General features: G+C 67.5%; 12 protein-coding genes. 7 read left to right on the top strand and 5 right to left on the bottom strand.

What is annotated here, in order from left to right; translation table 11 throughout:
• Positions 1–260: 260 nt before the first annotated feature.
• Positions 261–1,424 (bottom strand): zinc-binding dehydrogenase, encoded by a 1,164-nt coding sequence (locus OHB12_RS23355; protein ID WP_327110719.1) that lies wholly within the window; start codon positions 1,422–1,424, stop codon positions 261–263.
• Positions 1,425–1,900: 476 nt separating this feature from the next.
• Between OHB12_RS23355 and dnaK the strand changes: the two genes are divergently transcribed.
• The 5 genes from dnaK to OHB12_RS23330 all read left to right on the top strand — a co-directional run bounded on the left by dnaK (position 1,901) and on the right by OHB12_RS23330 (position 7,694).
• Entirely contained in the window at positions 1,901–3,748 is a 1,848-nt protein-coding gene (gene dnaK, locus OHB12_RS23350) for a molecular chaperone DnaK (protein WP_327110718.1), read from the top strand.
• Complete coding sequence (gene grpE / locus OHB12_RS23345) at positions 3,745–4,398, top strand: nucleotide exchange factor GrpE (RefSeq protein ID WP_327110717.1); 654 nt, start codon at positions 3,745–3,747, stop codon at positions 4,396–4,398. The genes dnaK and grpE overlap by 4 nt, the downstream gene beginning before the upstream one ends.
• Before the next feature lie 24 nt (positions 4,399–4,422).
• Positions 4,423–5,580: a molecular chaperone DnaJ gene (dnaJ, locus tag OHB12_RS23340; protein WP_327110716.1), complete on the top strand. Its 1,158-nt coding sequence runs from the start codon at positions 4,423–4,425 to the stop codon at positions 5,578–5,580.
• The gene (locus OHB12_RS23335; protein ID WP_327110715.1) at positions 5,580–5,978 is read left to right on the top strand and encodes a heat shock protein transcriptional repressor HspR; all 399 of its coding nucleotides are present in this window, start codon (positions 5,580–5,582) and stop codon (positions 5,976–5,978) included. The genes dnaJ and OHB12_RS23335 overlap by 1 nt, the downstream gene beginning before the upstream one ends.
• A gap of 546 nt (positions 5,979–6,524) precedes the next feature.
• Positions 6,525–7,694 carry an FAD-binding oxidoreductase gene (locus OHB12_RS23330; RefSeq protein ID WP_327110714.1) on the top strand — a complete coding sequence of 390 codons (1,170 nt, stop codon included), beginning with the start codon at positions 6,525–6,527 and terminating at the stop codon, positions 7,692–7,694.
• 241 nt (positions 7,695–7,935) lie between these two features.
• Here the strand turns inward: OHB12_RS23330 and OHB12_RS23325 are convergent, their stop codons facing one another.
• The 4 genes from OHB12_RS23325 to OHB12_RS23310 form a co-directional block, all read right to left on the bottom strand.
• Positions 7,936–8,706 (bottom strand): FAD-binding oxidoreductase, encoded by a 771-nt coding sequence (locus OHB12_RS23325; protein WP_327121363.1) that lies wholly within the window; start codon positions 8,704–8,706, stop codon positions 7,936–7,938.
• A gap of 30 nt (positions 8,707–8,736) precedes the next feature.
• A complete protein-coding gene (locus OHB12_RS23320) occupies positions 8,737–9,894 on the bottom strand; it encodes an FAD-binding oxidoreductase (protein ID WP_327110713.1) in 1,158 nt (385 codons plus the stop codon).
• A gap of 219 nt (positions 9,895–10,113) precedes the next feature.
• Positions 10,114–10,998, bottom strand: a complete 885-nt coding sequence (locus OHB12_RS23315; RefSeq protein ID WP_327110712.1) for an LLM class flavin-dependent oxidoreductase — start codon at positions 10,996–10,998, stop codon at positions 10,114–10,116.
• Between the two features lie 62 nt (positions 10,999–11,060).
• Positions 11,061–11,996: an NADP-dependent oxidoreductase gene (locus OHB12_RS23310; protein ID WP_327110711.1), complete on the bottom strand. Its 936-nt coding sequence runs from the start codon at positions 11,994–11,996 to the stop codon at positions 11,061–11,063.
• A 311-nt stretch (positions 11,997–12,307) separates the two neighbouring features.
• Between OHB12_RS23310 and clpB the strand changes: the two genes are divergently transcribed.
• Both clpB and OHB12_RS23300 read left to right on the top strand, forming a co-directional pair.
• Positions 12,308–14,863 carry an ATP-dependent chaperone ClpB gene (clpB, locus tag OHB12_RS23305; RefSeq protein ID WP_327110709.1) on the top strand — a complete coding sequence of 852 codons (2,556 nt, stop codon included), beginning with the start codon at positions 12,308–12,310 and terminating at the stop codon, positions 14,861–14,863.
• A gap of 344 nt (positions 14,864–15,207) precedes the next feature.
• The gene (locus tag OHB12_RS23300; RefSeq protein ID WP_327110708.1) at positions 15,208–15,999 is read left to right on the top strand and encodes a DUF5666 domain-containing protein; all 792 of its coding nucleotides are present in this window, start codon (positions 15,208–15,210) and stop codon (positions 15,997–15,999) included.
• The last annotated feature ends 59 nt before the right edge of the window (positions 16,000–16,058 follow it).

The following is a 16,058-nucleotide window of genomic DNA, read 5'->3' as shown; positions in this document are numbered from 1 at the left end:
AGGGACAACAGCCAAGTAGGGTCCAGCCCCGAATCTCCATCAACCAGAGGGTGGAGTCTGAGCAGGGGCGGCGGACCTACCAGGTGCGAGTCCGCGACCTCCTGGGTACGCGGCCGGTACACGAGATCCCGATCGGCTGGCGGATCTCGCGCGCGACCACACCGCGGATCTCGCCGCGGCGCTGGTGCGGGTGACCCTGGACGAGAAGATCGCCGACGACGTACTCGCCACCGAGCAGTGACGGCGACCCCGGTAGCCGGTCAGACCGGCGTGACAGCGGAACTGCTCGGATCGACCAGGATCTTCGCGTGCTGCTCCGGATTGCCGAGGGCGGTGAAGGCGTTCTCCACACCGGACAGCCCGACGGTGCCGGTGATCAGCGGCATCGGATCGACCTTTCCCTCGGCGAGCATGTGTAGGGTGTCGCGGAACTCGCCGGGGTCGTAGCCGAGCACGAACCGCAGTTCGATTTCCTTGTTGATCGCCATCGCGGGCTGGAAACGGTCGATTTGCATGCACACGCCGACCACGACCACCCGCGACAGCGGCGGCGCCGCAGTGAGTATCTGGTCGATGATCCCTGGTACGCCCACGCATTCGAAGATCACCGGTCCGGCCGGTCCCGCGTTCAGCGTGTGCGCCAGCCGAAAGACATACCACCACGGCAGGTTCGGGACGCGCCGCAGCCGTTCCATGGTGTCGAAGCCGAGGCCGAGGATATCGGTGACACCGTTGATCCGGCTCTTCTTCGGTGCGGCCGTCCACGGTGACTCGGTGGCCGGGTCGACCACGACGTCGGCGCCGCACGCGGTCGCGAGTTCCCTTCGGCGCGGCGAGAAGTCGCTGGCCACCACGGTACGTACGCCCGCGGCCTTCAGCATGCTGATCACCGCGAGGCCGATGGGGCCGCAGCCGATGACGAACGCGGTCTGTCCCTTCCCGACCTTGCCTCTGCGCACGGCGTGCCAGGCGACCGCCATCGGCTCGGTGAGTGCGGCGTGTTCGGCGGATAGTCCGTTCGGCACCGGCATGGTCATCGATTCCTGAACCACCACCTGCTCGGCGTAGCCGCCGGGTGCAGCGGTCGACAGGCCGACCAGGTGCGGCTGCTTGCCGTGCCGCACGATCGGCAGGGCTACCACCGGGGTGCCCGCCTTCCATCGTCTGCGACAGCCCGGCCCGTAATCGACTACCGCTCCGCTGAACTCGTGTCCGAGCACCACACTCTGACCCGACCGCATGAAGTGGTCGTACCCGGTGGCAACGGCCAGATCCGCTATCTCGTCGGCATGTGTCCTTGCGTGCAGGTCGGAACCGCAGATGCCGCAGCGTGACACGCTGATCAACACCTGACCACGGCCGGGGCTCGGCGTCGGCAGGTCGGCGACCTCGAACTTCGTGTCGGTGACGACGGCGGCCCTCATGGCGACTCCTCGGATCGGCGGTGCACGGCGGGCGCCTGGTCCGGTCGCCCGGTCGCCACCCTACTGCGCGGTAATGGGCATGAAGGCGAAACAAAACGGGGGCGCCGACGGCTCCGCAGGCGCGTCCACGGTCCCGCTCCTGAAGCTCGCGACGGCCAGTGGGCTCGAGCCGGGCTTCCATCCCGGTCTCACTCGCTGAAGTCCCTCCCGTTCGCGTAGCCGTGATTTTCGGATCGCGGGAATCAATCGCGTCGGTCGCTCGTTGAGCTGATTAGCAACGTTGAGTGTGCACGGCTCAAGTTTAGGTTGACTCCGGTGTCCGAGAGGTGCAGGATTGAGCCGACCACGCTCAGTGTTGCTGGGGCCGTGCTCCGCGAGGTGCTCGGGGCGAGGTCTCGCGGCACCACCAGGCGCCGTTGGGCGGCTCTTCGCCCGGCACCGATTACAAATAAGTACGTCAACTAGGAGGAATCACCATGGCTCGTGCGGTCGGAATCGACCTCGGGACCACGAACTCGGTCGTCGCCGTTCTCGAAGGCGGCGAGCCGGTCGTCGTCGCCAACTCGGAAGGATCGCGGACCACCCCGTCGGTCGTCGCGTTCGCGAAGAACGGCGAGGTACTGGTCGGCCAGCCGGCCAAGAACCAGGCCGTCACCAACGTCGACCGCACCATCCGCTCGGTCAAGCGGCACATCGGCACCGACTGGTCCGTGGCCATCGACGATAAGAAGTACACCGCGCAGGAGATCAGCGCCCGCGTGCTGATGAAGCTGAAGCGCGACGCCGAGGCCTACCTCGGTGAGGAGATCACCGACGCAGTCATCACCGTCCCCGCGTACTTCGAGGACTCCCAGCGGCAGGCCACCAAGGAAGCCGGCCAGATCGCGGGCATGAACGTGCTGCGCATCGTCAACGAGCCCACCGCGGCCGCGCTCGCGTACGGCCTGGACAAGGGTGACAAGGAACAGACCATCCTGGTCTTCGACCTCGGTGGCGGCACCTTCGACGTCTCGCTGCTGGAAATCGGCGAGGGCGTGGTCGAGGTCCGCGCCACCTCCGGCGACAACCACCTCGGTGGTGACGACTGGGACGAGCGGGTCGTGCAGTGGCTGGTCGACAAGTTCAAGGGCAGCTCGGGCATCGACCTGACCAAGGACAAGATGGCGATGCAGCGGCTGCGTGAGGCCGCCGAGAAGGCCAAGATCGAGCTGAGCTCCTCGCAGAGCACCTCGATCAACCTGCCCTACATCACCGTCGACGCGGACAAGAACCCCCTGTTCCTCGACGAGCAGCTGACCCGCGCCGAGTTCCAGAAGATCACCTCGGACCTGCTCGACCGCACCCGTGCGCCGTTCCAGTCCGTGATCAAGGACGCGGGCATCAAGGTGTCCGACATCGACCACGTCGTGCTCGTCGGTGGTTCCACCCGGATGCCCGCCGTTTCCGATCTGGTCAAGGAACTGACCGGCGGCAAGGAGCCCAACAAGGGCGTGAACCCGGACGAGGTCGTCGCCGTCGGCGCCGTCCTGCAGGCCGGTGTGCTCAAGGGTGAGGTCAAGGACGTCCTGCTGCTCGATGTGACCCCGCTGTCGCTGGGTATCGAGACCAAGGGCGGCGTGATGACCAAGCTCATCGAGCGCAACACCACCATTCCAACCAAGCGTTCGGAGACCTTCACCACGGCCGACGACAACCAGCCGTCGGTGCAGATCCAGGTGTTCCAGGGTGAGCGCGAGATCGCCTCGCACAACAAGCTGCTCGGCTCCTTCGAGCTGACCGGCATCCCGCCGGCCCCGCGCGGCGTGCCGCAGATCGAGGTCACCTTCGACATCGACGCCAACGGCATCGTGCACGTGACCGCGAAGGACAAGGGCACCGGCAAGGAGAACAGGATCAAGATCCAGGACGGCTCCGGTCTGTCCAAGGAGGAGATCGACCGGATGGTCAAGGACGCCGAGGCGCACGCCGCCGAGGACAAGGCCCGCCGCGAGGAGGCCGAGACCCGCAACCAGGCCGAGTCGCTGGTACACCAGACCGAGAAGTTCATCAAGGACAACGAGGACAAGGTCCCCGCGGACGTCAAGTCCAAGGTCGAGGCGGCCATCGCGGAGGCGAGCGAGGCGCTGAAGGGCACCGACATCGCCGCGGTCAAGGCGGCCGTCGAGAAGCTGGCGACCGAGTCGCAGGCGCTCGGTCAGGCGATCTACGAGGCGTCCGCCGCGGACGCCGCCGCGTCCGGCAACGGTGCGTCGAGTTCCGCGGACGACGACCAGGTCGTGGACGCCGAGGTCGTGGACGAGCCGGTCGACACGGAGAAGAAGTGACACAGGGCAACTCCGAACAGGAGCCGATCACCTTCGTCGACAACCGGAAGATCGACCCGGAGACCGGTGAGATCAGGGAGCAGGCCGCGGACAACGGCGCCGCGGCCGAGCCCGCCCCGCCCGCGGGCAACGGTGCGCAGCAGACCGAGACGCTCGCCGACACCATCGGCGGCGAGCTCGCCGAGCGCACCGCCGATCTGCAGCGGCTGACCGCGGAGTATGCCAACTACCGGCGCCGCGTCGAGCGCGACCGCAAGGCTGCCGTCGACGCCGCCAAGGCGTCGGTGGTCACCGAACTGCTCGGCGTGCTCGACGATCTCGACCGGGCGCGGGCGCACGGGGACCTGGAGTCCGGGCCGCTGAGGTCGGTGGCCGACAAGCTGGTGGCCGCGCTGCAGAAGCAGGGCCTCGAGGAGTTCGGTTCGGAGGGTGAGCCTTTCGACCCGACCCTGCACGAGGCCGTGCAGCACGAGGGCTCCGGACACGACCCGGTGATCGGCATAGTTATGCGCAAGGGCTATCGGTTCGGCGATAGGGTGCTTCGGCATGCGCTCGTCGGGGTAACCGATGGCGTAGCCGATCTGGCGGAGACCGCCGATCGGCCGACGGAAGAGGCATCGGACGTTGATGCCGACACGAACGACCGATAAGAACGCGAGAGGAGGAGATGCTCGGTGAGCCAACGGGAGTGGATCGAAAAGGACTTCTACAAGGAGCTGGGTGTTTCCTCCGCCGCCTCGCAGGATGAGATCAAGAAGGCGTACCGCAAACTCGCGCGCGACTTGCACCCGGACGCCAATCCCGGCGACACCAAGGCCGAGGAGCGGTTCAAGACCGTCAGCGAGGCGCATGCCGTGCTGTCGGATCCGGCCAAGCGCAAGGAGTACGACGACACCCGCAAGCTCTTCGCGGGCGGTGGTTACGGTCGCGGTGGGTTCAATCCCGGTGCCGGCGGGGGCTTCTCGCAGGAATTCAACATCGGGGACATCTTCGGCGGCGCGAACGCGAGCGACGGAGGACTCGGCGACCTGTTCGGTGGTCTGTTCAACCGGGGCGGCACGCGGACCGCGAGCCGCCCGCGGCGCGGCGCCGACGTGGAGACCGAGACGACGCTCGGTTTCCGCGAAGCGGCACAGGGCGTCACGGTTCCGCTGCGGATGACGAGCCCGTCGCCGTGCACTACCTGCCACGGCAGCGGCGCCAAGCCGGGGACAAGTCCACGGGTCTGCCCCATCTGCAACGGAACCGGCGTTGTCAGCCGCAACCAGGGTGCGTTCGGCTTCAGCGAGCCGTGCGACGATTGCCGCGGGACCGGCTCGATCATCGACGACCCCTGCGCCGACTGCCGCGGCAACGGGATCCAGAACCGTACACGCACCATTACGGTGCGGATTCCCCCGGGAGTCAGCGACGGGCAGCGGATCCGGTTGGCCGGCCAAGGTGAGGCGGGACTACGCGGTGCGCCGTCGGGTGATCTGTATGTCACCGTGCACGTCAGCCAGGACAAGGTCTTCGGCCGCAACGGCGACGACCTGACCCTGGTTCTTCCGGTCAGTTACAGTGAATTGGTATTGGGGACAACAGTTTCCGTGCCCACACTGGAGGGCAGGGTCGGCGTGAAGGTGCCTCCGGGTACTGTCGACGGTCGCATCCTGCGGGTGCGTGGTCGTGGCGTGCCCAAGCGTGGCGGCGGCGCAGGTGACCTCTTGGTCACCGTCAAGGTCGCAGTGCCGCAGAAGCTGGACAGCGATGCCATCGACGCGCTGAAGCGCTACCAGGAGGCGGAGAAGGCCAGCGGATTCGATCCACGTGCGGGATGGGCAGGTGCGTGATGTCGTCAGATCCGAAGAAGGCGTCCGCTGGTTCGCGTGCCGAGTTCTTCATGATCTCGGTGGCGGCTCAGCTCGCGGGCATGCACGCGCAGACACTGCGCACGTATGACCGGCTGGGACTGGTGACGCCGCAACGCACTTCGGGCGGTGGACGCCGCTACTCGGCGCGGGACGTGGAGCTGCTGCGCGAGGTGCAGCGGCTGTCCCAGGACGAGGGCGTCAACCTGGCGGGCATCAAACGCATCATCGAACTGACCAATCAGGTGGAGGAACTGCGCCAGCACGTCGCTGAACTGTCGGCCGAGCTGGAGCGGCTGCGGGCAGGCTACCGCCCGGATCTCTCGCCGCCGCAACGCAGCACGGCGTTGGTCGTCTGGAAGCCGCGCAACCGGCGCTGACGACAGCGGCATACCGTCGGGCCCCCAGCCACGAGTCGCGAACCGCGATTCATGGCCGGGGGCTCTGTCGTTTCCGGACGCCGGTGCTCGCTTCAGCGTTAGCCGACAGTAAACCAGAACATGTTCCGCGGGAGTCGTTCGAGTCAAGCCATTTCGATGTCGAGCCAACCGGCCGACTCGGCCATTGATCGGTCGGCGGCGTCCGTGTCGTTTGCTCGTTCTGAACTTCGCTCACCCACCGCGCATGTTGCCCCGAAATCGCTTACAACAGACCGATCGGAATGAATTTTCCAAGCCTGCCTTGCTGATTCGGTGAGTACGCGACTGATTTCTCGCCAGATCAACCGTCTTCCAGTCGGTTTCTCTGGCGTGTCTTGTTTCCTATCCTCGTTTCGGCGGAATTGCATGCGAGATATTCGAGCGGATGACTCCGTTGCTGGCGAACCTCGCCTACACTTCGTTACCATCGACTGCTGTCGAGTGTCCCGCAGCACCGCACTCGTCGGCACGGATTTTGTTCGAGTGCGAAATGGGGTTGTGAAACAAATGGATTCACGCACTGTCGCTTTGATTAGAACAACTTTCAAGGCGGTTGCTGCGGAGGAGGGGGGGTCGGAGAAACTGGCGAGATCGTTTTACGCGATCTTGTTCACGGACTACCCGCAGGTCCGCGATTTCTTTCCGGCCGCCATGGACGCACAGCGCGATCGCCTCCTCAAGGCGATCGTCTACGCCCTTGACCGGCTGGAGGAGCCGAACAAGCTGCTCCCCTTCCTCGCCCAATTGGGCAGAGACCACCGCAAATACGGCGTACAAGCCGAGCACTACCTCGCGGTGGCCACCTCGCTGAAGACCGCCGTGCAAGTATTCGCGGGCACCGAGATGTGGACCGACGAGGTCGACCGGGCGTGGGACGAAGGCCTGAAGATCATCGCCGACACCATGATCGGCGCGGCGGAGAAGGAGACCACCCCGCACGTCTGGACCGGCACCGTGATCGAGCGCCGCGAGGTGCTACGCGACCTGACCATCGTCCGGCTGCAACTGGACCAGCCCATGGAATACGCCGCAGGCCAATACGTGAGCGTGCAGATTCCGTCGCGGCCGCGCATGTGGCGCTATCTCTCGCCCGCCGTGCCCGCCGACACCGACGGCGAGATCGAATTCCACGTGCGCGGCGTGCTCGGTGGCTGGGTCAGTTCGGCCATCGTCGGTCAGACCGCCGTCGGCGACCAGTGGCTACTCGGCTCGCCGCTCGGTGGCCTCGGCGTCCCGCGCAACATCAAGCGCAAGATGCTGATGATCGGCTGCGGCACCGGCATCGCGCCGCTACGCGCACAGCTCATGGCGATGGCGCAGCGGCGCGCCAACCCGAAGGTTCACCTGTTCGTAGGCGGTCACAACCCGTGCGACCTCTACGACCTGGAGACGCTGAGCGACCTGGCGGTGGCCAACCGCTGGCTCACCGTCACGCCCGTCACCGAACACGACGAAAACCCTTGGTGGCATGTCGAACCCGAGGGGCCGCACGCGCCGATGCCCGTCCTCGAACCGCGAATCACCGGCCAGATCGGGAAGGTTGTCGCGAGCTTCGGAGCCTGGGCCGACCGGGACGTGCAGATCGCCGGTTCGCCGTCGATGGTGCAGACTACGAAGTTTCGTCTGATGGCGGCAGGAACGCTCGCGAAGAACATTCGCCACGACCCGCTGTTCTGAGCTGTGTTTTTGGCCGCGCGAACGCGCTCGTAAGACTCGCGCTGTGCGTGGTTGCGTGTTGGTCTGACGTTCGGGTTTCAATCCGTGCGAGTTTGGTGCGTCCGGCCCGGGGCTGTGTCGAAGGTTCCTGCCTGAATCAGCCGGACGGCTGCCCTTGGAGGCGCGAGGCTTTCGGGCCGCGAACACGCCGCGCCCGCACGGCCAAAACACAGTGAACACGCAGCGCCGCAGGCGCTGCCAATCAAACAGAGCTTCCCTCGAATTGGATTCGCTCAGCGGGAGTTCCGGTTTCGAGCAGTCGGTCGAGGGTGGTCTGGACCATGGCGGGAGAGCCGCAGACCAGCACCTGATGGTGCAGGAACGCGCCGTGCGACCCGACCACGTCCGCGATCGTGCCGTAGAGCAGGTCGTCCGGTGGGAAGCCGATGTCGACGCGGGACTGCTCGTACCACTCGTCCACCCAGCCTGGGTCCTCCGGACTCTCCACCACGGGAATCACGGTGAGCCAGGGCAATTCACCGGCCAGCAGGAACAGCATGTCCGCGGCGTAGAGGTCGCGTGGCGACCGTCCACCGATGAACAGGTAGGTGGGCGGCGGGTCCGGCCTGCGGGCCAGGTCGAGGATCTGCGCGCGCATCGGCGCCAATCCCGTGCCGCCCGCGATCATCACCACCTCGTCGCCGTCCGGGTCGACCGCGAACGCGCCGAGCGGAGCGCCGATCCGCCACTCGTCGCCCGGCTTGGTGTCGGCCACGATCGCGCCGCTGCACCACCCGCCCGGCACGGTGCGTACGTGGAACTCCAGCTTGCCGTCCAGCGAAGGCGGCAATGCGGGCGAGAGCCTGCGCCGGACGCCGGACTGCTGCGGCACCTGCACCTCGACGGACTGGCCCGCGGCGAACGGCACGAACTCGCCGATCAAGCGGATCACCGCGAGGTCGTGGCGCAGCCGATGATGGCCGACGACGGTCGAGGTCCATTCGGGCGCCTGATGCGCACCGTTACCGAGCATGCCCGGGTCCCCCAACGGGGCCTCCTTCACTCACACAGGGTCGCAGCTGATGATCTGCTCCGGCGTACCGACCGCGATCAGCGCGCGCTGGGTGTCCGCGATCATCCGCGCCGATCCGGCGATCTGGATCTGCCGATCCGCCCACGCGCCGAAGCTCGCGACTACGGCGCCAAGGTTACCGATCAGGCGCCGGTGCATGCCGTACGGTGCGTCCTGGGGCGGGTGCGGGTACCACCACGGGTTGGTCTTCTGCTCGCACACGGGCACGATGGTGAGCCACGGGTTGCTCTGCGAGAGCTGCCACATGTTCTCCACGTCGTACAGGTCGCAGGGGTAGCGGCCGCCGATGAAGAAGTGCACCCGAGGGTTGATGCCACGCTGGCCCATCTCGATCAGCTGGGCCCGCAACGGGGCGATGCCGGTGCCCGCGCCGATCATCAGCACGTCACGGCCGCTGTCCCGCTCGACGTGCAGGCCGCCGAGCGGGCCCGCGATCCGCCACCGGTCGCCCACCCTGGTCTCGTTGACGATCGCCGGGCTCACCCACCCGCCGCGGATCTTGCGCACGTGGAACTCGATCTCGCCGTAGGGGTTGGCCGGGATCGCCGGCGAGAAGTAGCGCCACATCTTCGGGCGCTGCGGCACGGTGACCGGCAGGTACTGTCCGGCCAGGTAGGGAATCGGCCCGTCGGACTGCAGGCGCACGATGGCCAGGTCCTCCAGCACGCGGCGGTGACCGACCACGGTCGCCGCCCAGTACGGTTGGGACTTGTCGGAATTGGCGCCGATGGCCATGGACGCGGAGATCAGGATGGTGATGTCACGCCAGCCCTCCTCCAGGCCGCGGTGCCAGGCGGGGCCGTTGTACGCGCGGAACGCGGCGAGCAGCGCGCGGCCCGCCACGTCGTAGTGTTCCGCCTGGACGCCGTACTTGCGGTGATCACGGGCGAGCTGCTCCAGGAAACTCTGTGCCCGGTCCCAGTCCTCCAGGTGATCGAGCACGTACAGGATGGCGGTGACGAGCCGCTTGGCCTGCATTTCCATGGCGGGCGGGAACAGTTCGCGCAGCCGGGGGGCCTCGGCGAACAGATGACCGTAGAACGCACTGACCAACCGCTCGGGTCCATTCGGCGACTCGATCACCGAACGGAAATTGGCGCGGACCAGCGCAGCCGAACGCGCATCCACGACGTCGAGCTTCCTTTCCCTCAGTTCTGCCCGAGGACTTTATCCGTTACCGGCGGTCCTCCGCTGGACAAGTATCCCCGAAAATCCCGTGGTCGTGTCCGTATGGCCGGCAAGACCCGGCCAAACGGTAATCGGTGGGTAGATAGCGAGTTGCTGACCCGTGATGCACTGTGCCGCCGTCCGGCCGTGGCCGATCGCCGCACGGCATCGTGCGGGCAGTCAACCTTCGGTGCCGACACGGACCGCGGGCACGACCTGCTCGGTATAACGACGGATCTGCTCCACCGGTTCCCCCTCGGTCGGCCAGAAGACGAATCCGTCGATGCGCTGGTCGCGATGCAGCGCGAGCAGGTCATCGACCCAGCGCTGCGGCGGGCCCTCCAGAAAGCCCTGATCGGAACCGTCCGCGGTGATGGTCCCGGACACGTTGTAGATCCGGCGCACCGACAGTGGGTCTCGGTCTGCCGCCGCGGCAGCGTCGTCGATCCGCCTGCCTGCCTCGGTGAGGAACTCCGGTGGCGCCCAGGCGGCCGAGGGCAGCCAGCCGTCGGCGCGCCGGCCAGTCAGCTCCAGCATGCGCGGGCCCTTCGCGCCGAGCCAGATGCCAGGGTGGTGCCGCGGGCGGGGGCCGGGGTGCGCGCCTGCGAGCGAGTAGAAGGCGCCCGGCACGCGGACCGATCGTTCTTCGCTCCACATCGCGCGGATCACCGCGATCGCCTCGGCCAGGGCTCGGACCGATTCGCCGCGGGTCCGGCGAGGTCCGCCCATGCCGGCGATGGCATCCCAGAACGCACCGGCGCCCAACCCGAGCTGGATTCGACCGTTGCTGATGAGGTCAAGTGAGGCGACGGATTTCGCGAGCATCGCCGGATCGCGCAGCGGGAGGTTCGCGACGTCTGGGAACAGGCTCACTCGCGTGGTCTGTGCCGCAAGAGCGGTGATCAGCGTCCAGGTGTCCAGGAAACGGCGCTGGTAGGGATGGTCCTGGATGCCGATCAGGTCGAGTCCGGTCGCGTCGGCGTACGCGGTCAGTTCGGCGATCTGTCGATAGTTGTCGGCCTCCGGGATCAGGAACAGGCCGAATTCGGCGGGGCGGGTGCTCATCACACACCTCCGGGCGTTTGCGCGAGAAGTTGCCTTTCCCGACGCGGGCTGGTCCGGATTTCTCAGATGGCGAGCACGGTCTTGCCGCGCGCGCCGTGCGCGCCGATCACCGCGGGGCCGTCCGCGAGCGGGACGGTCGCGTCGATCGGCACCACCACGTCGCCGTCGGCGACGCGCTGTATGAGCCGGGACAATTCCAGTGCGCGGCCCTTGGACTCCATGTTGCCGCCCGTGATGTCCCTGGCGCGCAACGCGTGCTCGGAGGCGGACCCGATGGTGGAGTAGACGGTCCCGCCGTCGCGGACCAGCGTGGTCAGCTCGGTCAGGGCCTCGGGCGGGCTCACCAGATCGAACAGGATGTCTATGCCGCCGGGATGTGTGGCGGCGACCTGGTCGCGGACCGGCCCCACGGTGTAGTCGACGGTCTCGGCCGCGCCGAGCCGGGTCATCTGGTCGGCGGCCGGACCGCGCGCGGTCGCGATGACGTGCGCGCCCGCGATATTGGCCAGTTGCACGAGGAACGAGCCGACGCCGCCGGTGGCGCCGACGATCAGCACGGTCTGGCCGGGTTCGATCCGGGTGGCGTCCACGAGGTCCTGCGCGGTGACGCCCGCGGTCGGCAGCGCGGCTGCCGTGACCGTCGGGACGCCGTTCGGGATCGAGACGAGAGTGGCGCCTTCGGGAAGCACCGCGTACTCGGCGAAGCTGCCGTGGCCCGCGGGCGGCGTGAGGAACTTTCCGACCACCCGGTCACCGACCGTGAACCGGCTGACGCCGCGGCCGAGCGAGGCGATGGTGCCCGCGCCGTCCACCCCGAGAATCATCGGAAAGTCGTGCGGCAGTTTGCCGTCCAGGTATCCGGTGGCCATGCGCTGGTCGAACGGATTGACCCCCGCCGCCTCGAGCTGGACCCGCACGCTTCCCGGCCCGGGTTCGGGCATCGGCATGTCGGCCACCTCTGGCGTGGCTCCGAATTTCCGTACCACGATCGCGCGCATCCATTCGCTCCTTGATTCGGGCTGAAGAGTGATGCAACAACTGACGGCCGTGGTCATCGTAGGCACCCCGAGGGCGCCGACGCGGTGATTCGTCGCATTCGGCCATGTCGCGGCGTAGCGTTCGACCTGATCCGGCGGTGTGGCATCGCCGCGGGAGCGGCTCGACCGAGAAGATCAAAACTTGAGCGGAACAGACTCAACCTTTCCAACGTTGGACGGTAGGACCGGCGCGGGGCTGCGACGACTTCGATCGGTGATCGCACCCGGAATCCGCTCCGCACCGTGGGAATCGACTAGTAGGAAGGTGACTTGTGGACTCGTTCAATCCCACCACCAAGACCCAGGCGGCCCTGACCGCCGCACTGCAGGCGGCCTCCGCCGCGGGCAACCCGGAGATTCGTCCGGCGCACTTGCTGGTGGCGTTGCTGGATCAGACCGACGGCATAGCCGCACCCTTGTTGAAGGCCGTCGGAACCGATCCGGCGACCGTGCGGCTCGAGGCACAGGACATCGTGGACCGGCTGCCGAGGGCGACGGGCGCCACCACCACCCCCCAACTCGGCCGCGAGGCCCTCGCCGCGATCACCGCCGCCCAGCGTTTGGCCACCGAGCTGGGGGACGAGTACGTCTCCACCGAGCACGTCATGGTCGGCCTCGCCGAGGGCGACTCGGACGTGACGATGCTGCTCACCAAGTACGGCGCCACCGCGGACGCGCTGCGCCAGGCGTTCACCGCCGTGCGCGGCAGCGCCCGGGTGACCAGCCCCGATCCGGAGGGCAGCTACCAGGCACTGGAGAAGTACTCCACCGACCTCACCGAGGCCGCTCGCTCCGGCAAGCTCGACCCGGTGATCGGCCGGGACACCGAGATCCGCCGTGTGGTCCAGGTTTTGAGCCGTCGCACCAAGAACAATCCGGTGCTGATCGGCGAGCCGGGCGTCGGCAAGACCGCGATCGTCGAGGGCCTCGCCCAGCGCATCGTGGCAGGCGACGTCCCGGAGTCGTTGCGCGGCAAGTCCGTCGTCTCACTCGACCTCGGCGCGATGGTCGCGGGCGCGAAGTACCGGGGTGAATTCGAAGAGCGGCTCAAGGCTGTGCTGGAAGACATCAAGAACAGCGCGGGCCAGATCATCACGTTCATCGACGAGCTGCACACCATCGTCGGCGCGGGAGCCACCGGTGAATCGGCGATGGACGCGGGCAACATGATCAAGCCCATGCTTGCGCGCGGTGAGCTGCGCATGGTCGGCGCGACCACGCTGGAGGAGTACCGCAAGCACATCGAGAAGGACGCCGCCCTGGAGCGGCGCTTCCAGCAGGTGCTGGTAGGGGAGCCGTCGGTGGAGGACACCATCGGCATACTGCGCGGCATCAAGGAGCGCTACGAGGTGCACCACGGCGTGCGGATCACCGATTCCGCGCTGGTGGCCGCGGCTACGCTGTCCGACCGCTACATCACCTCCCGTTTCCTGCCGGACAAGGCGATCGACCTGGTCGACGAGTCGGCCTCGCGGCTGCGCATGGAGATCGACTCGCGCCCGGTGGAGATCGACGAGGTCGAGCGCGCGGTGCGCCGCCTGGAAATCGAAGAGGTCGCGCTGAGCAAGGAGACCGACGAGGCCTCCAAGCAGCGTCTGGAAAAGCTGCGCCAGGAGCTCGCCGACGACCGCGAGAAGCTGAACCAGCTGATGACCCGCTGGCAGAACGAGAAGAGCGCGATCGATCAGGTCCGCGTGTTGAAAGAGGAACTGGAATCGCTGCGCGGTGCGTCCGAGCGGGCCGAGCGCGACGGCGATCTGGGCAAAGCGGCCGAGCTGCGGTACGGCCGGATCCCCGCGCTGGAGAAGCAGCTCGCCGAGGCCGAAAAGGTTTCCGCGACAGCAGGAGACGGCGAGTTGATGCTCAAGGAGGAGGTCGGCCCGGACGACATCGCCGAGGTGGTGTCCTCGTGGACCGGCATCCCGGTGGGCCGGATGATGGAAGGCGAGACGCAGAAGCTGCTGCGGATGGAGCAGGAGCTGGGCCGACGTGTGGTCGGGCAGTCCGAGGCGGTGCAGGCGGTGTCCGACGCGGTGCGCAGGGCGCGCGCCGGTGTCGCCGACCCGAACCGGCCGACCGGCTCGTTCATGTTCCTCGGCCCGACCGGCGTCGGCAAGACCGAGCTGGCCAAGGCGTTGGCGGACTTCCTGTTCGACGACGAACGCGCCATGGTCCGGATCGACATGAGCGAGTACAGCGAGAAGCACTCGGTCGCAAGGCTGGTCGGTGCCCCGCCTGGCTACATCGGCTATGACCAAGGCGGTCAGCTCACCGAGGCGGTCCGCCGCAGGCCGTACACGGTGGTGCTGTTCGACGAGATCGAGAAGGCGCACCCGGATGTGTTCGACATCCTGCTGCAGGTGCTCGACGAGGGCAGGCTCACCGATGGACAGGGCCGCACGGTCGACTTCCGCAACACCATCCTGATCCTCACCTCCAACCTGGGCGCGGGTGGTGATCGTGAGCAGGTCATGAACGCGGTGCGTTCGGCATTCAAGCCGGAGTTCCTCAACCGCCTCGACGACGTGGTCATGTTCCACGCGCTCGGCGAGGAACAGCTGGAGAGCATCGTCGACATCCAGCTCGACCAGCTGCAGAAGCGGCTCGCACAGCGCAGGCTGCGGCTGGACGTCAGCGATTCGGCCAGGTTCTGGCTCGCCGTGCGCGGCTACGACCCGGTCTACGGCGCGCGTCCGCTGCGCAGGCTCATCCAGCAGGCCATCGGTGACACCCTGGCCAAGGAGCTGTTGGCGGGCGAAATCGCCGACGGCGACGCGGTCCAGGTGACCGTCGGCCCCGATGGCGATGGCCTGATCGTCGGCAGGTGACGGAACGGGATCGGCCCCGAGGAATGTCCGGGCCGCATCGGCCGGAGCGAACTCGCCAGCGGCGGTCGCTCGGACACCAACCCAACAGGGCCGCGAACATGTAGCACCGTAGACGCAGCCAAGCGACACCTCGATCGCCACTCACCGCGTCCACATCGGCTCAACCCCTGCTTCCGAGCGGAGCGAGACCGAGCTTTGTCTGTTCGCGGCCCGGCTCGTGTCCGAGCGGCCGACCCGTCCGCGACGAAGTCGCCAGCGGCGGTCGCTCTGACACGAGCCATGGGGGGCCGCGAACACGCCGCGCCGCAGGCGCGGCAAATTGAACACAGCCTACCCTGGACTCCATGACCAACCCGAACGATCCGTGGGGACAGCGGCCGGAGGATGCGCCGACCGAGCACCTGGGTCCGCCGGGTAAGCCCGGGTACGGCGAGCCGCTGCCCACCACGGAGTACACCGATGCGTACGGCACCGGAGCGCCCTCGGAATATCCCGCGACCGAGCAGTACGGGTCGTGGGCGGCGCCGACGCCGAACGCCACGCGTGAGTTCCCGCCCTACGACCCCCAGCGGGCCGCTTATCCGGGCAGCTACGGTGACCGGATGGCGGGCTCCGCGATCCCGCCCGGTTCCGGGCAGTCGCCGGAGCAACCACAACCGCCCCGGCGGAACACCGGACTGTGGATCGCGCTCGTCATCGGCGTCGTGTTGCTGATCGGCGCGGTCGGTGTGGTCGCCGGGGTTCTGCTCGGCGGCAGGGATTCGTCCTCGACGGACAGTGCGGGCGCCTCGTCGGTGCTCACCACGAGCAGGTCGGCCCCCGGCACCCGTACCGCTCGGCCGACCCCGCCCAGCGGGATCCCGGGCGTGCCCGGCCTCGGCGACGTCGAGGGCCTCGGAGCGACCATGGGCACCATCACCGCCAACAACGGAGGCACGCTGACCGTCAGCACGCTGCTCGGCGACACGGTCACCGTGCGTACCGACGCGAACACCCAGGTGATCTCGCTGTCCGGCACCAAGGTCTCCGATCTGCCCAACGGTGAGATCGTGTTGATCCAGGGCGACAAGGCCCCGGACGGATCGATTCAGGCGAAGATCATCGTCAGCACCTCGCTGCCGGGAGGCGGACGATGATGACGGACTACGTCCGGCCGCGCCCATCAGGCGGCTGCCTCGCCTTCGCCCGGCCCGGC

It is taken from the genome of Nocardia sp. NBC_01730, from assembly GCF_035920445.1.
Classification (GTDB): Bacteria; Actinomycetota; Actinomycetes; order Mycobacteriales; family Mycobacteriaceae; genus Nocardia.
This window is presented reverse-complemented; position numbering and strand designations above follow the sequence as displayed.